The sequence below is a fragment of the Aurantimonas sp. A3-2-R12 genome, from assembly GCF_036016755.1.
GTDB lineage: Bacteria > Pseudomonadota > Alphaproteobacteria > Rhizobiales > Rhizobiaceae > Aurantimonas > Aurantimonas coralicida_A.
Map to the genome: position 1 here is coordinate 1 of NZ_JAYXIH010000055.1, position 20,575 is coordinate 20,575.

The window sequence follows — 20,575 nt, forward strand, 5'->3', positions numbered from 1 at the left end:
TCAAGGTGACCGTTCCTAAGTGGTCCAATACCGGCACAACGTTGCGGCTTCGCGAGAGAGGAATCCGCAACCACAAGACCGGTCAGCGCGGGCATCAGCTGATCACCCTTAAAATCGTCCTTCCCGCGGCCGAGGAGCCCGAACTGGTCGCGTTTCTGGAGACATGGGAACCAAAGAACCGCCTGGACCCGCGCAAGGAGATGCTGACATGACGGGTATCGACGCGCTTGTCGCGGCCATCTCGGCGCTGCAGCGAAACGATCTCGAGGCTTGGCTCCGCGATGAACTCGTTTCGGCCGAGTCGGATGCGGGGCCCCTCACCTTCTCGGACATGGAATGCGCCCGGGTCCGCTTCATCTGCACGCTGCACTACGACCTGGAGATCGACGCGGAGACGCTGCCGGCGGTCTTGTCTTTGGCCGATCAGCTCTATGAGACCCGGCAACGCCTGTTGTCGCTGACCGCCGCTGTCGCGGCGCAGGACGAGCCCATCCAGAAGGCGATCATCGCGGCTCTGTCGCCGGGCAACCGATCGCCTGAGACGGAGTGACGGCAAGGTGGACCGGAGGGACTGAGATGTTCATCGTGGAGATGCCGCGTATCAAACAGAACATCAGATTTATGATCTCAGGCATTGGCCAAGCGTAGGCCGTACCATAGTATGGAAAGGCGGAAGGTGAAGCTCGATCACCCGCCATTCCTCATCAGCCAGATCGCTCAGGCGGCACCACGAAAAGGTTGGGTTTGCCCTCGGCCATTTCCTTAAGACGCCCATCGACTTGATCCATGTCAAACCCCGCGAACGACACCGCGCCTAGCGTCCACCATGGCCAGCGCGCCGGCTCACGGACGGTGCAAATGATCCGAACGGGAGTGGATTCGATGGATCCGCGACTGCCCATCTTTGGACACATCTCGCGGCAGCTCGGCGTACCATACTCCCTCATCGAAAGGAGACCAGCATCATGAAATTCCGGGTAACAGCCCTCGCGGTCGCTGCGATTCTCGCCGTCTTCCCTGCCTTTGCGGGAGAGATCGACAGCAGCGTCGATGCCCGCGCTCTGCCGAAGGGCAAGACAACGCCACTCGGGCTCTACCTGACGCCCGAGGACGCGCACGCGGCCCTGACCGAGGAGCCAGGCATCGTCTTCATCGACGTCCGCGACCCGCTTGAAATCAACTTTGTCGGCAATGCCGAGGGGACGGACGCCAATGTTCCGCTTGCCTTCGCCACGCACAATTTCGACCCCAAGCGCGGCGGCTATGCGATGGCGCGCAATCCGGACTTCGTCGCCGGCGTCGACGCCGTGATCGCTGCAGAGGGGCGGGACAAGGGCGATCCCGTCTTCGTGATGTGCCGCTCCGGCGGGCGATCTGCGGAGGCGGCGGCGGCACTGGCTAAAGCCGGCTACAGCAATGTCTGGAGCATCGTCGAGGGCTTCGAAGGCGATTCCGACAACGCGACCGGCCGGCGCGACGTGAATGGCTGGCAGAACGCCGGGCTTCCCTGGTCCTACAAGCTCGATGCCGAAATTGCCTGGCGGCCGGCAGGAGAGAAATAGGGAGCCGACACATGCACAAGGCGACCATAATGGTGCGTAAGGGTAATCCGAGGGCATCGAAGACGCGCTGAGCCTGTCGGAAGACGGCGCTTGAAGCCCGTCACACCCCGGGGAAACCCGCCGGGAAAGGTAAACCATGCGGATTCTCACAGTACGATCGGCTCGGCCCCGACGGCGTCCGGTTGTGATGCTGGGCGCGCGCCGACCGGCGTTCAGCCTGTTCGTCGGCGTGTTCGCCGTCCTCGCCCGGCGGTGCGGCGTAACGCCCCCCTTCACAGAGATTGAATCAGATCAAGACGATCAGATGAACCATTTATGGGGACGCGCCCCAGGGCTCCGGCAACCTTAAAATCGCTATCCGCTGAGCTACCATGCCGGAGACACGGCCTCGACACCGGCAGAATTGGAACCGCACCGCCAAATCTTGCACGGCACCTCGGATACGGCGGCGTCTAACTGTTTGAGAAATATGGTGGGCCCGGTAGGACTCGAACCTACAACCAAGCGGTTATGAGCCGCCGGCTCTAACCAATTGAGCTACAGGCCCCACGCGCCCTGCCCTAGCGCATACGCCGCAGCGCCTCAAGGCGCCAAACACTTCGGCGCCGGCTTTTCTTCCAATCTCCGCTTTGACGCCGCAATGGCAGCCTAGCAAGATCGGCGATACCCTTCGAACCGGAGTTCCGCGCCCATGCGAAACCGTCACCGCAATCTGATCGCCGCCCTCCTCGTGCTGGCGACACCGGTCTTGGCCGGCGCGCAGGAGCCCGCCGCACCGTCGCCGCGAACTCTGGTCGTCACCGGCACCGGCGAGGCGACGATGAAACCCGATCTCGCCATCGCATCGTTCACCGTGCTGCGTTCGGCCGAGACGGCGCGCGCCGCGCTCGATCAGGCCAATGTGGCGATGAGCGAGGTCACCGCCGGCATGCGCCAATTCGGGGCCGAGGACCGCGACCTGCAGACCTCCGGCTTTTCGATCGCACCGCAATACCGCTACGACAACCAGCGCCCTGACGGCGTCCAGAACCCGCCGGCCATCGTCGGCTACGAGGTCCGCAACACGCTGACCGTCCGGGTCCGCGACCTCGCCCGCCTCGGCGAGATTCTGGACCGGGCGGTCACGCTCGGCGTCAACCAGGGCGGCGACATCAGCTTCGCCGTGGCCGAACCGCGCCTGGCTCGTGATGCGGCCCGTAAAAAAGCCGTCGCCGACGCGGGCGCGACCGCCGAGCTGCTGGCCGAGGCCGCCGGCGTCACGCTCGGCCCGGTGCGGGAGATCAGCGAGGATCTTGGAGTGATCCCGCCGATGCCGCTCAACCGGTCGATGAAGATGATGGCGGCGGAAGCGGCGCCGAGTGTTGTTCCCGTCGAGACCGGCGAGAACACCTTCACCGCCAGCGTGCGGATGGTCTACGACATAAGCGACTGAGGCGGCGGGGCCGTCCGGGCGACGGGGGAAATTCGCCTGCGGACGCCCTTGCCGGACCCAGCGCTCAGCGGCGGCGGAAGCTCAGCACCGGGCAGCCCGGCTCGCGGGCGAAGCGCACGATGGCGCGGTCGCCGCGCGAGCGGCCGGCAACCACGACGGCGCGGCGATTGGCGCGAATCACGCGGGCGCGGTTGACCCCCATGCGGCTGGCCTTGCGCACGGCACGGCGGGGCTGGCAGGCCGGCCGGTATTCGCGAGAATCCCGGTAGCGCCGGCCATCGCGATAGCTCCGGCCATGAACCGGCTGGGCGCGCTCGCCGATGGTGATGCCAAAGCGGAATCCGTCGGCAGCGGCCGGCGCGGCGGTGGTGGCGACGCCGCCGGTGGCGAGCGCGGCAACGACGAGGATCGAGCGGGTCAGGGACTTGAACATGGGTTGGTCTCCATTCGGGTCGGCGCGATTTCGACTGTCGCGGACCACGGTTTCGCGGGGGGCGATCGCCGCCGGTCGAGCCGGTCCTGCGATCATTCGCCAACACTTCGCCGGTGAATGACCAGACCCTAGGAGATGGCGCGTGAATGCCCCCGGAACCCGGCGTTCATCCAAGGTTCAGTCTTCGCACCAGTGACGGGTCAGATGCAGGAGAAAGGCGAACATGCCGACGACGGTCAGATCAGTCGCGTGGGTCCAGTCGCCCTGGCACAGCGATTGCGGATCGCGGAGAATCTCGGTCTGGCAACGGCCGGTTTTCCGGCAGGCCTTCATCCGGCAGGAGGCGGGCAGCTCGTGCAGATTCGCTGCCGTTCGCACCGCCAGTTCCAGCGCGTTGCAGGTGATCTCCGGCCAGGTCTCGGGGCCGGCGACGTCGGGCTTGTCCGCGGCAGATTTGGTCATGGTCAGGGCTCCTTGAAAAATTTCCACGCGCCTTTGTCTTCGCGCCCGGTTTTCGGGGCGAAGGATCGGGAAGCGGACGCATGGCGAACGTCGCTATGCTGATGAGTGGGTGACGCTTGCCATGCGCCCGCCGGCTGCTTGCCCCGGACCCGACGCTCCGCCCTTCGACACGCTCAGGACGAAGCCGGTCTGCAAAGGGCCCGGATGTGGGGGTTCATCACCCAGCCGCGCCACCGCAGCGCGACCCATCCGGCACCGTCCTCCCTCCACGCGCATCCGGTTCATGACCCGTGTTCCCGCGAGGGCGATGGGAGAAGGATAACGGTGGCGCGGGAGACGGGGAGAAAATTCTTAGAGGGGCGGGGCGGGAGGCCCGGATTGCAACGGTTTGGCGGTTTCAACGGCTTGGAATGGATCCTCGGGTCAAGCCCGAGGATGACGACCTCGTTGGACGGCATCGCCAATCGCCTCCGCAGGCGTCCCACCATTCCCAAATGCGCGCCCTCCGCAGGCGTCGCACCGTCCCGAAACGCGCGTCATCCTCGGGCTTGACCCGAGGACCCATGCCTCGGCATTTCCCTTGCCGCTCCGGTGGAGGACAGCGCTACCAGCCCATGCCGCGATGAAGCTCGGTCCAGTCCGGGTTAATCGATTCGACCAGATCGATCTTCCACCGCCGGGGCCAGCGCTTCAGCGACTTCTCGCGCTGGATGGCGTCGCGAATGTCGTCATGCTCCTCGTACCAGACGAGGCGTGTCACGCCATAGGCTTTGGTGAAGCCGCGCAGCTGACCGGATTTATGCTCGAAGACACGGCGGGAGAGGTCGGCGGTGACGCCGATATAGAGCGTGCCGCCTTTCTTCGACGCCATGATGTAGACGTGGCCGGACATCGCCAAAGCTTCGATCGGACGACGAACGGCGTCAAGCAGCGCGAGCGCCCTGAACGCGCCTTTCGCCTTTGCAGAATGGTCTGGGCCGGGGCGACGAAATCGTGCCCTTCGGTTCGGTAGGCGACTACTGACAACTCGTTGCCGTTTCATTGCAGACCATGTCACCGTTACCCATGATGACGCCCGACGTTTGAACCGGTCTGCGCTGGGCACTCTGGTTGGCCATGGCGCTCGCAATACCCGCCGCTTGGTTGATGACATTCGTCGCCACACACCCCGACAAGAGCGAAGCCTGAACGGTCAACAGTCCTGCAAATAGTAGTTTCATGGTAGTTCTTCCCTAACGCCATCTCAGGAGATCAAACACAGTTCGGCGGTGCCTGCAAGCATCGGGCGCGTGCGTCCTATCTCGTGGTTTGACTCCAACACTTGGAACCCTCGATTTCTCGCCGCGATGATTTCATCGGGATCGGCTCGCCAGACGAATGGCTTGGGGTCGTTTGCGTTATATTCGACGATGAAGCGATTGATGGCTGTCTGGAGATCAACCCCGGATCGGAAGACACCGTGCTTCAGGCGGCGGCCGGACTACCAGATTCCGCGTTTCGCCAAGGGCAAGGCGGCCAGGACCGGCGAACTGGCGCTCGGCGAGGCGGTGGTGGTGATCGCCGCCGGCCGGCCGATGAGCGCGGCGGAGATCGCGCGCTGCTTCAAGCGCGGCGGGAGGCGGATCGAGCCAAGGGTGGAACAGGCGCTGACGGTGCTGGCGCGCTACGGCCATGTCAGCGCGCTGGAGGGCGGCCTCTTTGCCGCGCGGCGGGCGGCATAAGGCGCGGCGGTTCCTTCTCCCCTTGTGGGAGAAGGTGGCCGAGCCAAGCGAGGTCGGATGAGGGGTGCGGCGGCTACTCCGTCGAATCATCCGGCCCGATCCGACGCTGAAAACCCCTCATCCGCCCCTTCGGGGCACCTTCTCCCACAAGGGGAGAAGGGGGCGTCAGTTCCGATGGAAGCTCGCGGTTTGCATGCCGCCGCCCGGCAACGCCGTGCACTCAGCCGAGATGCGGTCGCCGCCCACCGTATCGACGAGAAGATACGAATAGTCGGTCTGCAATTGTTGGCCGGGTTCGTTGTGGCAATTGCGGACACCGATATTGCCGTCGCCAGGCAGTACAACGATAGCGTTTCCTGTTGCGACCACCTGGCGCTCGACGGAGTCATGGATTTCGATCATCGCGAATTCTCCTGTGGTGGGATGTCGAAGCGCGGCTTCGACGGGTTGACGAAGGTTTCTCTCGCTTGACTTTCGTTCCTTGCAGCGCCGCCTGGGGAGTTAGAGCGGTGCGTCCATTCGGACGCACAAAGGGCGCTCTAACACTTTGATTAAGCATCGGAATAATCCAAAAACCGGATTCCACTTTTTGGTCCGATGCTCTAGAATCCCAACGGTCGGTTGTGGCCCGGCTCCAAGACGAGCAGAGGCTTCAGTTCGGTGTTCGGCGGGATCGCCTTCGCCCAGAGCGCCCCGGCGGGCCACTGCCAGCCGGCGTCGATGTCGAAACCGATCGTGTCGTCGGCCAGATCAGTCGCGATGAGGACGCTTCGCCCCAGGCTTTTGGCCATGAAGACGCTCAGATCATAGGTCGATGTGGCCCACATCAGCAGGATCGAGGCCGTGGGCTCGATCACGACTTGCGCTCCGACCTCGATATCGAAGCCGCTGTAGGGAACGGCCGGTCCATCGTTGGCCGGAAACATGGCGGCGGCAGACAGACCGCAGACCATGGCGCGCTCGGCCTTGCTCAGAACCGTGACCGCCCCGGCCGTTCCGCCGGACTTGGGTTCGATGCCGGTGGTCGAAACCTCGGCGAGTTCCCCCTCGCGGATCGCCGCCTGATCGCCGGCGAAGACGGCATGATCGACGGCGATCCTATCGAGTGAGATGTAGACGCTGAAATGACGCGGGGATGGATCGACGGAAATCGTATCGACGAACTGCGCGTCCCCAAGGCGGCTTGCGACCAGCGGCACGCCGCTTTTGTTCGAGCTGATGACCTGTCGAAAGCCATAGAGCTGGAAGCCGCTCGCCTTGAGCCGCGCCGCGCTCCCATCCGCCAGCTTGATCGTCAGCGTCCCGCCAGCCATTTCGGCCTCCCCGATCTGCATTGGAATGCCCGATGCGCGTTCCGCGCGGCCCGCAAGCCGCGCGAAGCGAGCCTCGACAGGCGTTGATCAGGCGGCGGCCCTGTGCCGGCGCAGGCGCGCGGAGCGCGCCAGGCCGCTGTCCTGTTCAATCAGAAGGTCGCCCAGAACAGCCTTGGCCGGCGTTGGCTGAGCCCAGGTGGCGTCATTCCAGTTCCAGCCGTCATTGAGCACGTAGCCGACCGACCGGCTCTTAATGCCGTTGACAGCGGGTGCGCTGGTCAAATCGACCAGCAACCCTTGCGAGAAGGATTGATAGATGACCTGCCCGGTATTGAACTTGGCGGTCGCGAACATCAGCAGGACCTTCTCGATCGGGGCGATCAACTCCTCGGTCATGCCGTGCAGGGTCAACGCACACATCGGCACGAAGACGCCCTCGGCCTCCTGCGACAGGCCGCTCGTCCACTGGCCGCCGGAGACCGGGTTCGACAAAGTCACCACGCCGTCCTCGCCGGACGACGCCGCGCTCAGGTTGCCGTCCTTGTCGACGGTGATGGTCTGCCCCAGGTTGACGGCCAGGTCCGTCTCCGCGTCGATGCTGCCGTTGGGCACGATGGCGCTGGTCGATACGTAAGCCTGGTAACTCTCGGTCCAGTCGACCTTTGTCGTCTGCATGAAGGTCTGGGTCTTGAACCACAAAACCGGCTCGGCGCCCCCCGCCGTGGTCTTTACCGATTTGAACGCGAAGAGCGACCAGCCCTCGTTCTTGAGGGTGGTGATGTCGGGACCGGACAAAGTGATCTGGATTTCATAAGGTGTCGTCATCGAAATTCTCCTTGGCTGAGGGGAATCGCGCGCGGCTGGAACAAAGCTTCTCCGACCGGCGACTGGTTGCGAGCCACACAGCGGAATCACAACCTAGCCAAGCAATTATTAAACATAATTACAATTTTTAGTTGTATTTCTATTGCATGTAGCGCATGCCGTAACGGAATTTATTGCGCAGGAAAGAAGGGCGAGACTTCTCTTCAATGCTCGATGGCGGTCATGCGTTCGAGCAGCACAGCGAGGACGCTCGCCGTCGTCGCCATGTCCCGGCGAGTGATATCCTGGAACAAAATCCTGGCCGCCTCGGCGGAATCCGCCATCGGAAGCTTGTGCTGCGTCATGCTTCCTTGTCCGGTCAGCAGCCAGTCGATGGAGATATCGAGGGTTTGACAAAGAGCGATCAGGTGGGGGACGGAAATGGCCAGGCCTTGTAGCCAGCGACTGATCGCGCTTTCATGCACGCCCAGTTCGACCGCAAGTGCGTAATGCTTGCCGATCTGGCGCGCCTGCAATGCGGCCTTGAGACGTGTTCCCCAATGGTCCACGGCGACGTCCTCGTTATGATGGGCTTCGGAGCACTCTCCTTTGTTACTGAAGCCGCCCCCACAAACCGAGACCGCACGGACAAAGGGCGCTCCCCGGATCCCGGAAAACGCTCTTTCCCGACGAGGAACAGCATGGAAAACCTCAACGGCCTTCCCTGAGATAGTAAAAAGAAGGGCACTGGTCCTCAGCCGCCGAACAGGCGCTCGCCCTGCTCGTCGATCACCTGGCGGGCCTTGATCAGCGAAAACCGCGCCGCCTCCTCCTCGGAGGCAAACAGATCGGCGCGGATCAGCCGGCGGGTCTTCGTCTCGCCGCCGATCTCCTTTGTGATCGTTGCGGCCAGCCGGTATTGCCCGCCCTCTGCCATCGGCGTCGCGGCGATGGAAAAACCCTCATAGGTTTCCTCGGCGGCGACACGCGGCGCACTCGGTTCGGTGGCAGCGGTGCCGCCAAACAGCTTTTTCAGGAAAGACATCGGCTGGGGTTCCGTTTCCGGGAGAGCGGCGTGGATCGCGGCCGAACCGGCAGCTTCAGCGCCGGTCGGTCAGACATGGCCAGTCAGGTCGAGGCGAAGCTGCGGGACGCGGAGCGCCTGCAGCGCGGAAGTAGCGGCTTGGTCGCGGACGAGGCGGTAGCCGGTCGGCGTCGGCTGGCGGTGAACGCGGGTCTCGAGCCGCACGGCGTCGACGACCCAGAGCTCCTCGATGCCAAAGGCGGCGTAGATGCCCGCCTTGCGGCCGCGGTCCCAGGCAAGACTCGTGTCGGAAATCTCGATTGCCAGGAGACAGGTCGCGCCGTTCAGCCCCTCAAGGCCGACCGCCTTGTCGTAGACGACGAAGTCAGGTTCGAGGAAGGTGTCCTCCGACAGGCGGAAGGTCGTCTCGGGGGTGAAGGCGAGGTCATCGGGAAGCTGGCGGGCGAGTTCGCGGTTCACGAACGTCTTCAGCCGCTCGTGGCGGATCCCCTTGGGCGACATCGGCACGATCTCCCCGCCGATCAGCTCGAACCGCTCATGCGCGTCGATCACGCCGGCGGCGACGAAGGCCTCGATCTCGACGACCGTAAACGGGCGCCGGCGCAGGCCCTCGGCAGCCTGGGTCGTGCGAGGCTCGGGCGGATCGTTGAGCAGCCGGCGGTGGTGTACGGTCATCGCGGCAATGCTAGCACAGGCAGGCCCCGGCGTCAGCTGTCGAGGAAGCTCCTGAGCTTGCGCGAGCGGCTCGGATGTTTGAGCTTGCGCAACGCCTTGGCCTCGATCTGGCGAATGCGCTCGCGGGTCACCGAGAACTGCTGGCCGACCTCTTCCAGCGTGTGGTCGGTGTTCATGCCGATGCCGAAGCGCATGCGCAGGACGCGCTCCTCGCGCGGCGTGAGCGAGGCGAGGACGCGGGTCGTCGTCTCGCGCAAATTGCCCTGGATCGCGGCGTCGATCGGCAGCACCGCGTTCTTGTCCTCGATGAAATCGCCGAGATGGGAATCCTCCTCGTCGCCGACCGGCGTTTCGAGGGAGATCGGCTCCTTGGCGATCTTGAGGACCTTGCGGACCTTTTCCAGAGGCATGGCGAGCTTTTCGGCCAGCTCCTCCGGGGTCGGCTCGCGGCCGATCTCGTGCAGCATCTGACGGCTCGTGCGGACGATCTTGTTGATCGTCTCGATCATGTGCACCGGAATGCGGATGGTGCGGGCCTGATCGGCGATCGAGCGGGTGATTGCCTGCCTGATCCACCAGGTCGCGTAGGTGGAAAACTTGTAGCCGCGCCGGTACTCGAACTTGTCCACCGCCTTCATCAGGCCGATATTGCCTTCCTGAATGAGATCAAGGAATTGCAGGCCGCGGTTCGTGTATTTCTTCGCGATCGAAATGACCAGACGCAGGTTCGCCTCGACCATTTCCTTCTTGGCCTGACGTGCCTCGCGCTCGCCCTTCTGGACCATGTGGACGATGCGGCGGAACTCGGTGATTTCGAGACCGGTCTCGGTGGCGAGATTCTGGATCTCCTGGCGCAGCGCCTTGATCTGGTCCTTCTCCGACTGGACCAGCTTGAGCCAGCCCTTGCCGGAGAGATTGGCGATGTGGCGGGTCCAGTTGGGATCGAGTTCCGAGCCCTGATACTCGCGCAGGAACTCGTCGCGCTTGACACCGTGGGATTCGGCAAGGCGCAACAGCCGGCCCTCGTTGCCGACGAGCCGCTTGTTGATGTCGTAGAGCTGGGCGACCAGAGCGTCGATGCGGTTCTGGTTGAGCGAAAGGCTTTTCACCGCCGTGATCAGCTCTTCCTTCAGCTTCTTGTAGGAGCGCTCCTGGCTGGGCGACAGGGTGCCCTGCGCGGCGAGACGATTTTCGACCTGCTGGTCCTGGAGCTTGCGCAGCCGGCGATAGGCGTCGGCGATCTGGTCGAAGATCTCCATGACCTGCGGCTTGATCTCGGCCTCCATCGCGGCGAGCGAGAGGTTGTTCTCGAGGTCGTCGTCCTCTTCTTCCTCTTCCTCGCCGGGAGCCCGGGCGCCGGGCTGAGGCGTGCGAACCGGCTGCGGCGTGGTGCCGTCGGCCGAAGGTGGCGGAGGAGTCGGGGTCTTGGCCTCGGGGCCGGCATAGGTCGCCTCGAGATCGACGATCTCGCGCAGCATGATGTTGCCGTCGTTCAGTTCGTCGCGCCAGATGATGATCGCCTGGAACGACAGCGGGCTTTCGCAAAGCCCGGCGATCATCGTCTCGCGGCCGGCCTCGATGCGCTTGGCGATGGCGATCTCGCCCTCGCGCGACAACAGCTCGACCGAGCCCATCTCGCGCAGATACATCCGCACGGGGTCGTCGGTCCGGTCGCCGGCTTCCTTTTTGGTGGTGGTTGCGACCTGGGTCCGTCCGGGGCTCGCGACCTCGGTGGATTCGGAGGTCTCGGCGTTGTCCTCGGCTTCGCCGTCCTCGTCGCTCTCCACCACATTGATGCCCATGTCGCTGAGCATCGACATCATGTCCTCGATCTGCTCCGACGTGACATCGTCGGCCGACAGCATCGAATTCAGCTTGTCCATGGTCACAAAGCCGCGTTTTTTCCCGGCCTTGATCATCTTTTTGACGGCATCGTCGGACAGATCGAGCAAAGGTCCGTCTGGCGCGGCCGCGTCCGGCCGCTCCTCGATCGGCGCTTCGCTTTCTTTGGCCTTGGTCGCCATGCGCAATCTTCTCCAGTTCGCGAGCAGGGACGCGCCGCTAGACGCGGACCATCGACGCTGCGGTCATCTTGGCTGCCTTTATACGGCAGCAGCCGTAAACGTTCGCTTAACCATAGTGCGACAGCAGCCGGGCTGCATCCCGAGGAAAGCGTCGCATGCTATCAAGGAAGCCTCACGGCGCCCTCAAAAGGGGGCGGGTTGCGAAAAATTCAAGCGCAAGGATCAGGGAATGATCCCGACGGTCGCCGTCATATGATGCGTCAAGGGGTTAAAGGCAATGGTTCGCCGCCCAACGAGTCCCAACATGGTATCCGACGGAAACTGTGCGGCCCGCGTCAGATCGCCTTGGCGGGGCGCCCGGACAATGTTCCGAATCCGTCGATCAACGCCTCGGTGCCGTCCACCCGCTCGATCTCGCGTTTCACCTCAATCAGATGCGCAAACGACGCTTCCGAGGATTCGCGTCCGAGCGCTTCCTCGGCGTTCTTCAGTTCCAGACTTAGGGATCGCGAACGGTGTTGCAAGTGCAATGCCTGGCGCACGGCTTCCCGCGCGTCCTCGGGCGCGGCATCGGAAAGGAACGGCCAAAGCCTGACCTGCCGGGCCTTGGCCTCGTAGGCGTCGAAAATTTCGCGCGCGCCACGCCGGGCGAGTTCCGCCAGCAGCGCCTCGCGATCGGCGGGCGGGGCTTCGGCATAGGCGTCGAGGACCGAGGATCGCAGGCGGTCGAGATCGCCCTCCGGCAAGTCCAGATCGGCGAAATAGTCGAACGCCTCATGGATCAGGACCGGATGGTTCACGAAACCGAGGACGATCGCGATCTCGCGCAAGGAGGGCTCCGGCACGCGCAACGGCTTGGTGAGACTGGAGCGGGCCAGCCGGTCGGAGATCGCCGAACGCCGCCCTCCCCCCGCCGGGCCGCGACCGGACGAACCGGCGGGGTCGTCGCGGCGGCCGCGCGCGTTGTTGCGATCCTTGCCGCCGCCATGACCGCCGCTACCGGCGAAAAACGACCGCAGCCGTTCGTCGGCATCCTGCAGATAATGCCGGCGCACGCTCTCGTCGCCGACTTGGCGCAGCAGAGCTTTCAGCCGATGTTCCAGATCGGCGCGGCGCTCGGGCGTGTCGAACAGACCGCTGGCCGTCTCGCGCATCCATAAAAGGTCGGCGAGCGGCCGCGCCGCGCCGAGCAGATCCCGCACGGCGTCCGGGCCGCCCTCGCGCACCAGATCGTCGGGATCCTTGCCGTCGGGCAGCAGCGCAAAGCGCAGCGAGCGGCCCGGCTTCAGCGCCGGAAGCGCCAGCTCGGCGGCGCGGTGCGCGGCCTTCAGCCCCGCCGCGTCGCCGTCGAAACACAGGATCGGCTCGCCGGTGGTCCGCCACAACAGGTCGAGCTGGCGCTCGGTCAGCGCCGTGCCGAGCGGGGCGACGGCGTGTTCGATGCCGGCCTGGGCGAGCATGATCACGTCCATATAGCCCTCGACCACGACGAGGGTTTCGGCGGCCCGCGCCGCGCGCCGGGCGCGGGCGTGATTGAACAGCACCTGGCCCTTGTGGAAGATCTCCGATTCCGGGGAATTGAGATATTTCGCCTGGGCGTCGGCCGCCATCGCGCGGCCGCCGAAGGCGATGGTGGCCTCGCGCAGATCGGTGATCGGGAACATGATGCGGTCGCGGAAACGGTCGTAGGAGACGGCGATCTCCTCGCCGTGGACGACGAGCCCGGTGGCCTCGATCTCGGCCTTTCCGACCCCCTTGGCGGCCAGATGCTCCTTCAGCCGGTTGCGCGAATTCGGCGCGTAACCGAGGCCGAACTGCTTCTGGGTCTGCGGATGGAGGCCGCGATCGCGCAGATAGGCCCGCGCTTTTGCGCCGTCCGATTCGTGCAGCGTCGACTGGAAGAACGCCGCAGCGTGGCGCATGGCGTCGAGGATGGTCGCGCGCGCCTCCTCGCGCCGCTCCGCCGCCGGATCGCGGTCGGGCATCGCGAGCCCCGCCTCCCCGGCCAGCCGCTCCACCGCCTCGGGAAAGGACAGGCCCTCGAGCTCGGTCAGGAAGCGGAAATGGTCGCCCGAGACCCCGCAGCCGAAACAATGGTAGCGGCCCTTCTGGTCCTCGCAGTGGAAGGACGGCGTCTTCTCGCCATGGAACGGGCAGCAGGCCCAGTAGTCGCCCCGCCCCGGCTGCGACTTGCGGCGATCCCAGGCGACACGGCGGCCGATCACGTCCGAGATCGGAACCCGGTCGCGAATGTCGTCGAGGAAGGAAGGCGGAAAGCGCATGGGGCCGGTCTGTATGATGGACTGGGCGAAGTAGCTACGGCGGGATGGTCGAAATTCTGAATCTTTCCCTGTCGCCTCCGCCTCACCGGCGCCAGCATAGTCGGTTCGCCTGCTCGCTAACAGGTATGCGTCCTGACGTGCCCCGCTTCGCCATACGCCAAAATCGCGCGATCCCGCGTGACTATAGCCAGATCATGTTCACGGGCGGTGGCGATCATGATCCGGTCCATCGGATCGTTGTGCACCGGCATCGGCAGATAGGACGCCGCCACGAGCACGGCCGGCGACACGCCCTGCACGGTCACACCAGCGGCGTCGACAAACTCCTCGAACCAGCGGAGCGGATGTTTCGTCGATGCCACGCGCCCCTTGGACATGAGCATTCCCAACTCCCACGCGGTCATCACGGAAACGAAAATGCCGGCGCCGCCGGAGCGCGCCGCCAAGATCGCCTCGACAGCGGTTTCGGCGATGGGCGCGTCCTGCGACAGCCAGATGACCGCACAGGTATCCAGCAACAATCCGTCAGCCATCATCGTAACACTGCCCCCACTCGGGGTCGACCGGCCGCGTCAGGTCGACGCCCGCGGCAACCGACAGACTGCCCTTCATGGAGCCGAAGAGACGATCGCGCGCCGGCCCGCCTCCGGTCTGGGCGCTATCGGTGGGTCGAGCGGATCGCGGGCTCCCGTTCGGCACGTTGCTTCGGGGTCCGGCACGCGTGAACACCAGACGTTCGCCGGCAATGTCCACCTGCTCGGTCTGATACCCCGCGCTCAGCCACTGGCGAGTCATGACATTGTTGCGGGGATTGTTGCTCCACCAAGCGCGGTGCATCTTCGATCGCGGCAGCCGGGACCCGACAATTCGTTCGATTTCCGCAAAACTCATCGCAATATGACGGTCAGACCGGCTTTCCAGGTATTGTCCCAAGGGATCATACTTGCTCATGGGAATCCTCCTTTCAATTTTCACACCCTACCAAACACACACACAGTATCAATGAGTGTGTACACACAAGACGAAATTGGGTCTGGATTCGCTCAGAGCAAAGATGCTGCAATCGCTGCCTCCGCCGCGAAAATCCGGCCAACCCCGCCGACCGAGGTGAATCGACAGACCATGCTGCAAGCCATCACCGCCATCTTCGTCTGCCAGCTCGCCGGCGAGGCGATCAGCATCGCCACCGCTCTGCCCCTGCCCGGCCCGGTCATCGGCATGGCGCTTTTATTCGCCGCGCTGCTGATCAAGGGCAATGTTCCGCAAAACCTCGGCGCGGTCGGCGACGGGTTGTTGGCCAATCTCTCGCTGCTGTTCGTGCCGGCCGGCGCCGGCATCATGGTGCATCTCGCCCGGCTGGAAGGCGACGCGCTGGCGATAAGCATTACCCTCATCGTCTCGACGCTGCTGACGATCGCCGTCACCGCTGTCGTGATGAACCGGTTCGGCCCCGGCCGGAAGGAGCGGAACGATGCCTGACCGGCTGACCGACGTCTGGGTCTATCTGGCAGCAAGCCCGTTGTTGTCGCTGACCATGACGCTGATCGCCTATCAGGCGGCGAGCTTCGTCTATCGCAAGGCCGGATCGACGGCGCTGCTCAATCCCGTCCTGGTCACGGTAATCCTCGTCGTCGCGGTGCTGACGCTGACCGGGACAAGCTACCAGACCTATTTCGAGGGGGCGCAGTTCATCCACTTCCTGCTCGGCCCGGCGACGGTGGCGCTGGCGATTCCGCTCTACCGCCAGTTCGACAAGGTCCGCCAGAGCGCCGCCGCCATCGCCGCGAGCCTTCTCACCGGCTCGCTGACGGCGATCATGTCGGCCGTCGGCCTCGGCCTTTTGTTGCGAGCCGACCCGATCAGCCTGATCGCGCTGGCGCCGAAATCGGCGACCGCGCCGGTCGCCATGGGCATCGCCGAAAAGCTCGGCGGCCTGCCCTCGCTGACGGCGGTGCTGGTGATCGCGACGGGAATTCTCGGCGCCGCGCTCGGGCCGGTGCTGCTCGACCGCCTCGGCATTCGCGATCCGGCGGCGCGTGGCTTTGCCCTGGGCACGGCCTCGCACGGCATCGGCACGGCGCGGGCGCTTCAGGAGAGCGAGGTGGCCGGGGCATTCTCCGGCCTCGCCATGGGGCTCAACGCCCTGGCGACGGCGATCATCCTGCCGCTGATCTGGGCGCTGGTGTTTTGAGGGGGATGGCCCCGCCGCAGATCAAGCGCGAAGCTGGTTCAACATCTCCCGGGCCTCGACGAGATCCGGCAAACCTTCACCCTCCGCGATAGCGTCGAGGGCTTCTTCTAGCGCCGCCGCCGATTCCTGCGGTTCGTCGCCCCTGGCCATGCGAAACGCGGCGAGGTCCCGCACGGCGCGCAGCGCGAACCAATGGACCCCTTGCCGGCTCGCGGTGGCACAGGCGCACCGCAAGGCGTCCTCGGCGGCGGCGACGTCGCCATCGCGGAGAAGCCTGCCGCCGTGAAGACGCAGGATTTCCGCCAGCATCATCTCCTCGCCGGCGTGCGCGACGCAAGCAAATGCCTCTTCGATCAGTTCCGTTGCGTCCTGCATACATCCGAGATGAAGAGCCGCATCGGCGGCAACAGCATCCCAGGTCGCCACATGCAGCCGCGCGCCGGTGGCCTTCCACTGCTCGATTCCCCGGCGCGATTGCTGCAGCGTCGAGATACCGCCACCCAGCATCGTTTTCGCCCAGCCGATGAAGACGTTGTCGTGCGCGGTCCAGAAGACAAAGCCGTGCTTCTCGCTCAGCCGCAGGTTTTTCTCCGCTTGGGCGAGGCAGCCTTCCACGTCCCGTCGCAAGAAGAGCATCAGGCTGTGAATGGCGCCGGCGAAGACGCTGGCAATCGGGAGCTCCAGCGCGTCGGCATCGCGGACGGCCGCCTCGATGCGAGCCAATCCCGTGTCGGGCATTCCCTCGATCGTATCCATCCATCCGAGGTAAAGGCGCGCGATCAGTTCCGGACTCTCGCCATGCTCGAAGAGGGTTTGCTCCGGCGACCACGGCGTGGGGTCCGAGAGCACGGCCTCGAAGGCGGCGCGCGCCTCCGGCAGACGACCTTCCGCCTTGCGGTTGGAGCCGAGAGCGCGCTGGGCGAGGCGCTGCCAGTCGCCCCGGCCGCTGATTTCGGCCAGAGCGACGAGCTGATCGGCGAGCGCGGCGCTACGCGTCAGCTCACCCTGATCATAGATGCAGTTCCACAGCGCGCGAAGCACCGTGAAGCGGCAGGAATCGTCCTTAAGCTGCTCGGCAAGCGCGACTGCGGGCGTCAGTGCCGCCTCGACCTCCGGCGAAGCGTAGCCGCGCACCGCGATCAGCGGCACGCTGAGGGCGACGCGCGCGTCGAGTTCCCGCACCGCACGGGCCGGCCCCTCGGGGAGCCGCTCGCAGAGGCCGAGCGCGTTGGAAATGGTGCTGACCGCCTCTTCGTTGGCGCTGCGGTGGGCGGCGGCCCGGCCGGCGGCCACGAAGCGCTCGATCGCCTGTGGAAGATCGCCGGCTTCGGCGGCATGGTACGCGATCAGGCTGTCGGGCGCCCCGTCAGGACGCGCGGCGAGCGCCGCCGCGATGGCTCCGTGGATGGTGCGGCGGCGCGAATGCAACAGGCTGGCGTAGGCCGCGTCGCGGACCAGCGCATGTTTGAAGACATGATGGACGGCGGGAGCGGCACCGCGCCGAAACGCCAGTTGGGCCTCGACCAGCCGGTCGAGTGCCTCGTCGATCTGCGCCTTGGGCAGATCGGCGACGGCGACGAGCAGCGCATAATCGAACTCGCGACCGATGCACGCGGCGATCTGCGCGACTTCCCGCACGCCGGGCAGCCGATCGAGCCGTGCCAGGAGGCTGTCATGCAGGGAAACGGGAATAGCGCCTGGGGAAGCATCGTGGTCACGGGCCTCGACCACGGCCTTGGTCAATTCTTCCACGAAGAGCGGCACGCCGTCGGTACGGGCGATGATCTGTTCCAGCATCTCGCTCGACGCCGACGCCTCGCCGATCAGCTCCTCGATCAATTGCTGAGCGGCGGCGCGGCTCAGTCGATTGAGCGCGAGATGGGTGACATGGGGATGGGCCGCCAGTCGCGGCTCCCCGTCCGGGCGGCTGGTCATCAGGATCATCACCGGCTGGTCGCCGATCGCATCGAGAACCAGGCCGAAGAGCTCAAGGGTCGAGGGATCGGCCCAATGCGCGTCTTCCAGCACCATGAGGACCGGGCGTTTGCGGGCAAGGCCAACGGGCTGGGCGGCAAGCGCCTGCAGGGTGATCATGCGTCGCTGTTGCGGGCCGACCCGTTCGAAACTGTCGGCATCCAGGGGCACAAGCCCGACCGCGTCGGCCAGCGCCGGCAGCGCGCCCCTCGCGTCGCCGTCGCCTTTCGCCAACAGGGCGGTGAGGCGATCGAGATTCTCGGCGTTGCCGGCGTCGGGGTCGAGGCCCGCCGCGCGGCGCAGTTGCTGGATGACCGGCCAGAGCGGCGTGTCGGCATAATAGGGCGAGCATTGCTGCCGAATGCGGAAATGATCGGTCCCTTCCAGACGACGCAGCAATTCCGCCGTGATTCGCGACTTGCCGATGCCGGCTTCACCGGTCAGGAGCACACACTGCCCTTCGCCGCCCCGCGCCAACTCCCAGCGCTCGAGCAAGAGCGAAAGCTCCATGGCGCGGCCGCAAAGCGGCAGCACCCGCTGACCCTCCCTCGCCTCGAAGCGGCTGGCCAGCATGTTTTCGCGCAGCACGCGGAAGGCCTCGACCGGCCGGTCGTAGCCGCGCAGCGTCAACGCCGGCAACGGTGCGACCTCGAAATGTTCGCCGGCGAGCTGACGTGTCGTCCCGGATATGACCAGCGCTCCGGCTGAGGCGATCGCCTGCAGGCGCGCGGCAAGGTTGGGCGTGTCGCCCACGACGGTGCGCTCGCGTGCCTCGTTGTCGCCGATGAGATCGCCGACGACGACGGGACCGCTGGCGCAGCCGACGCGAATGGCCAAGGGGACGCCCCCCGGAGAGGCCAGACGCGCGGCCGCCGCGATGACGGCAAGACCGGCGCGCAGGGCCATCTCCACTTCGTCTTCCCGCACCCGCGGCCAGCCGAAATAGGCCAGCACGCCATCGCCCATGAATTTGGCGACGTGGCCTCCGAATCTGGCGATTTCCCCGGAGACGGTGTTCTGGAACGTACGGATAACGGCCGCCATGTCTTCCGGGTCGAGCCGCGCGGCGAGTTCGGTGGAACCGACGAGGTCGACGAACATGACCGTGATCTGCCGCCGTTCGGCGGCGCCGTCCGCGGACGGGCCGACGCTTTCGTCAGGCGGCGCCGGCATCTCCTCGTGAAGCGCCTTGAGCAGCCGCCGGCGCTGGCCGAGAGTCAGGCCGAGTTCCTTCAGGTCCGCCTCGTCGAGCTCGCGCAAAACCGCGAGATCGACATCCTCCTCGATCAGCTGCGGCGCGAGGGCTTCCAGGCCGACGAGGCGCAGCCAGGCCTCGAGCCCTTCGTGATGGTTGGTCACCGCGCCATGATCGGTTCGTCGTTCCACGTTCCCGCCACCTCGCCCAGCGTAACCCTAGCCTAGCACGGTTGCGGCGCGAGCGCGTGCGAGCCGTGGCGCCAAGAGCGATGCGGCGGCGACGTTTTGCCCGGGGCACGGCCTCGCATGGCATCGGCGCGGCGCCGGCGCTGCAGGAGAGCGAGGTGGCGGGGGCATTCTCCGGCCTTGCCATGGGCCTCAACGCGCTGGCCACGGCGATCATCCTGCCGCTGATCTGGGCGCTGATGTTTTGAGGGGGGGGGGGGCGGGCGCGGACACGGGCGGCGATGCGGGTGGCGAGTTTGGGGGGCTGCCGTCATGGCTCGACACAACAATTGGCCGAAATGCGCCTATCTCTGCCATACAGATCATCTCTCCTACTCCCTGAAAGCTGCCATCAACAGTGCAAGGTCTTCCCAAAGTCGGTCGACGTAGTTGTGAGCGCTTCCGGTGGAGGCGGTCGACAAGGGACATAGCTCTGTCGGTGCTCATTCTGTTCTGGACGAACCTCAACTGGCAGCCATTGCTGCCGAAGACATATCGGTCGGCGGACCCAACGACGGACTCGTTGACTCGCTTCACTGCGACAAGAATTTTTGCCGGGAATGCAGCGTGTAGGCACCGCACCCCTATTCTAAATTCTCTCGTTTCGCGGAGACGGCTGGCAAGATGCTTTCAATCGATGGCGTTGAATATTGCCCAACTCGGTGTCACCGTCTCCAATATGGAGATTGGCGGTCACATTTTTCGGCACATCTGCGATATCGAGCCCGTTCGCAATGCTGACGGATCGGTGCAGCTGTTCGCTCCGCAGGACCGGTATGCTAAGAAGGATGCCTATCCGCTAAACCGGTACGGCGCCGGTCCCTTTTGCAAGTTCCGGATACCCGGCAAGCTCAACGCGAGCGGGGTGTACGTGTTCGTTATCGGCGACGCTGTCCATTACATCGGCGAGTGCACCGACCTCTCCCGCCGCTTGAACATGGGCTACGGCAACATCTCTCCGAAGAACTGCTACAAGGGCGGCCAGGAGACCAATTGCCGGGTCAATACGCTCGTCTGCCAGGCTGCGATGGCCGGTCAGGCCATTGATCTCTGGTTTCTCGAAACCGCCGATTACAAAATCATCGAATCAACGCTCAGGGCTGCAAACCGCACGGCGTGGAATCGTGTTTAGAGCGTCAGGCGATTAATCTGCAACATAGCCAGCGGCCTTGAGGTAGTTCCAACATTCTTCGGGCTCGAACAGGTCGCAGATGTTGCCGACTGCACGCCAGAGA

At 64.9% G+C, this 20,575-nt stretch carries 24 protein-coding genes, 1 tRNA gene and 1 pseudogene; 9 read left to right on the plus strand and 17 right to left on the minus strand.

From position 1 onward, the window contains the following. The 3 genes from VSX60_RS19795 to VSX60_RS19805 form a co-directional block, all read left to right on the plus strand. Positions 1–212: DnaJ C-terminal domain-containing protein (locus VSX60_RS19795; protein WP_327625982.1), on the plus strand; the 212-nt coding region annotated here is incomplete at its 5' end. Next, positions 209–550, plus strand: coding sequence for a hypothetical protein (locus VSX60_RS19800; RefSeq protein ID WP_327625983.1), 342 nt, complete (start codon positions 209–211; stop codon positions 548–550). The genes VSX60_RS19795 and VSX60_RS19800, both read left to right, overlap by 4 nt. 415 nt (positions 551–965) lie before the next feature. Next, positions 966–1,562, plus strand: a complete 597-nt coding sequence (locus tag VSX60_RS19805; RefSeq protein WP_327625984.1) for a rhodanese-like domain-containing protein — start codon at positions 966–968, stop codon at positions 1,560–1,562. Positions 1,563–2,032: 470 nt separating this feature from the next. Here VSX60_RS19805 and VSX60_RS19810 read toward each other — a convergent pair. Next, positions 2,033–2,109, minus strand: a tRNA-Ile gene (locus VSX60_RS19810). A gap of 144 nt (positions 2,110–2,253) precedes the next feature. Here VSX60_RS19810 and VSX60_RS19815 point away from each other — a divergent pair. After that, the gene (locus VSX60_RS19815) at positions 2,254–2,994 is read left to right on the plus strand and encodes an SIMPL domain-containing protein (protein ID WP_327625985.1); all 741 of its coding nucleotides are present in this window, start codon (positions 2,254–2,256) and stop codon (positions 2,992–2,994) included. A gap of 64 nt (positions 2,995–3,058) precedes the next feature. Here the strand turns inward: VSX60_RS19815 and VSX60_RS19820 are convergent, their stop codons facing one another. The 5 genes and pseudogenes from VSX60_RS19820 to VSX60_RS19840 form a co-directional block, all read right to left on the minus strand. Beyond that, a complete protein-coding gene (locus VSX60_RS19820; RefSeq protein WP_327625986.1) occupies positions 3,059–3,427 on the minus strand; it encodes a hypothetical protein in 369 nt (122 codons plus the stop codon). A 177-nt stretch (positions 3,428–3,604) separates the two neighbouring features. Beyond that, positions 3,605–3,889, minus strand: coding sequence for a hypothetical protein (locus VSX60_RS19825; RefSeq protein WP_327625987.1), 285 nt, complete (start codon positions 3,887–3,889; stop codon positions 3,605–3,607). 604 nt (positions 3,890–4,493) lie between these two features. Beyond that, the gene (locus VSX60_RS19830; protein ID WP_327625988.1) at positions 4,494–4,781 is read right to left on the minus strand and encodes a GIY-YIG nuclease family protein; all 288 of its coding nucleotides are present in this window, start codon (positions 4,779–4,781) and stop codon (positions 4,494–4,496) included. Positions 4,782–4,905: 124 nt separating this feature from the next. Then, complete coding sequence (locus tag VSX60_RS19835; RefSeq protein ID WP_327625989.1) at positions 4,906–5,109, minus strand: hypothetical protein; 204 nt, start codon at positions 5,107–5,109, stop codon at positions 4,906–4,908. Positions 5,110–5,198: 89 nt separating this feature from the next. Next, a pseudogene (locus tag VSX60_RS19840) lies at positions 5,199–5,363 on the minus strand (IS630 family transposase); the annotation flags it as partial. On the opposite strand from VSX60_RS19840, the gene VSX60_RS19845 reads away from it, so the two are divergent. Next, entirely contained in the window at positions 5,311–5,610 is a 300-nt protein-coding gene (locus tag VSX60_RS19845) for a hypothetical protein (protein WP_327625990.1), read from the plus strand. The pseudogene VSX60_RS19840 and the gene VSX60_RS19845 sit on opposite strands and share 53 nt — an antisense overlap. 165 nt (positions 5,611–5,775) lie before the next feature. Here VSX60_RS19845 and VSX60_RS19850 read toward each other — a convergent pair whose 3' ends face one another. The 10 genes from VSX60_RS19850 to VSX60_RS19895 all read right to left on the minus strand — a co-directional run bounded on the left by VSX60_RS19850 (position 5,776) and on the right by VSX60_RS19895 (position 14,704). After that, positions 5,776–6,012: a hypothetical protein gene (locus VSX60_RS19850; protein WP_327625991.1), complete on the minus strand. Its 237-nt coding sequence runs from the start codon at positions 6,010–6,012 to the stop codon at positions 5,776–5,778. A 200-nt stretch (positions 6,013–6,212) separates the two neighbouring features. Then, entirely contained in the window at positions 6,213–6,923 is a 711-nt protein-coding gene (locus VSX60_RS19855) for a hypothetical protein (protein ID WP_327625992.1), read from the minus strand. Positions 6,924–7,010: 87 nt separating this feature from the next. Continuing rightward, positions 7,011–7,748 (minus strand): hypothetical protein, encoded by a 738-nt coding sequence (locus VSX60_RS19860; protein ID WP_327625993.1) that lies wholly within the window; start codon positions 7,746–7,748, stop codon positions 7,011–7,013. Between the two features lie 203 nt (positions 7,749–7,951). Then, complete coding sequence (locus VSX60_RS19865; protein WP_327625994.1) at positions 7,952–8,296, minus strand: helix-turn-helix domain-containing protein; 345 nt, start codon at positions 8,294–8,296, stop codon at positions 7,952–7,954. A 185-nt stretch (positions 8,297–8,481) separates the two neighbouring features. Beyond that, positions 8,482–8,772, minus strand: coding sequence for an HlyU family transcriptional regulator (locus VSX60_RS19870; RefSeq protein WP_327625995.1), 291 nt, complete (start codon positions 8,770–8,772; stop codon positions 8,482–8,484). A gap of 69 nt (positions 8,773–8,841) precedes the next feature. After that, on the minus strand, positions 8,842–9,447 hold the full coding sequence (locus VSX60_RS19875; protein ID WP_327625996.1) for a Uma2 family endonuclease: 606 nt from the start codon (positions 9,445–9,447) through the stop codon (positions 8,842–8,844). A 32-nt stretch (positions 9,448–9,479) separates the two neighbouring features. Next, entirely contained in the window at positions 9,480–11,471 is a 1,992-nt protein-coding gene (gene rpoD / locus VSX60_RS19880) for an RNA polymerase sigma factor RpoD (RefSeq protein ID WP_327625997.1), read from the minus strand. Positions 11,472–11,806: 335 nt separating this feature from the next. After that, a complete protein-coding gene (gene dnaG, locus VSX60_RS19885) occupies positions 11,807–13,753 on the minus strand; it encodes a DNA primase (RefSeq protein ID WP_327625998.1) in 1,947 nt (648 codons plus the stop codon). Positions 13,754–13,869: 116 nt separating this feature from the next. Next, on the minus strand, positions 13,870–14,286 hold the full coding sequence (locus VSX60_RS19890) for a type II toxin-antitoxin system VapC family toxin (RefSeq protein ID WP_327625999.1): 417 nt from the start codon (positions 14,284–14,286) through the stop codon (positions 13,870–13,872). After that, positions 14,279–14,704 (minus strand): DUF7662 domain-containing protein, encoded by a 426-nt coding sequence (locus VSX60_RS19895; RefSeq protein ID WP_327626000.1) that lies wholly within the window; start codon positions 14,702–14,704, stop codon positions 14,279–14,281. The genes VSX60_RS19890 and VSX60_RS19895 overlap by 8 nt, the downstream gene beginning before the upstream one ends. A gap of 171 nt (positions 14,705–14,875) precedes the next feature. Here VSX60_RS19895 and VSX60_RS19900 point away from each other — a divergent pair, with 171 nt between their 5' ends. Both VSX60_RS19900 and VSX60_RS19905 read left to right on the plus strand, forming a co-directional pair. Then, positions 14,876–15,232: a CidA/LrgA family protein gene (locus VSX60_RS19900; RefSeq protein WP_327626001.1), complete on the plus strand. Its 357-nt coding sequence runs from the start codon at positions 14,876–14,878 to the stop codon at positions 15,230–15,232. Further along, the gene (locus VSX60_RS19905; RefSeq protein WP_327626002.1) at positions 15,225–15,944 is read left to right on the plus strand and encodes an LrgB family protein; all 720 of its coding nucleotides are present in this window, start codon (positions 15,225–15,227) and stop codon (positions 15,942–15,944) included. The genes VSX60_RS19900 and VSX60_RS19905 overlap by 8 nt, the downstream gene beginning before the upstream one ends. A 21-nt stretch (positions 15,945–15,965) precedes the next feature. On the opposite strand, the gene VSX60_RS19910 is transcribed toward VSX60_RS19905, so the two are convergent. Beyond that, positions 15,966–19,304: an adenylate/guanylate cyclase domain-containing protein gene (locus VSX60_RS19910; protein WP_327626003.1), complete on the minus strand. Its 3,339-nt coding sequence runs from the start codon at positions 19,302–19,304 to the stop codon at positions 15,966–15,968. Positions 19,305–19,384: 80 nt separating this feature from the next. Here VSX60_RS19910 and VSX60_RS19915 point away from each other — a divergent pair, with 80 nt between their 5' ends. Together VSX60_RS19915 and VSX60_RS19920 are read left to right on the plus strand one after the other, a co-directional pair. Then, a complete protein-coding gene (locus tag VSX60_RS19915; RefSeq protein ID WP_442873133.1) occupies positions 19,385–19,549 on the plus strand; it encodes an LrgB family protein in 165 nt (54 codons plus the stop codon). A 428-nt stretch (positions 19,550–19,977) separates the two neighbouring features. After that, positions 19,978–20,472, plus strand: a complete 495-nt coding sequence (locus VSX60_RS19920; RefSeq protein ID WP_327626004.1) for a GIY-YIG nuclease family protein — start codon at positions 19,978–19,980, stop codon at positions 20,470–20,472. Positions 20,473–20,575 lie beyond the last annotated feature (103 nt).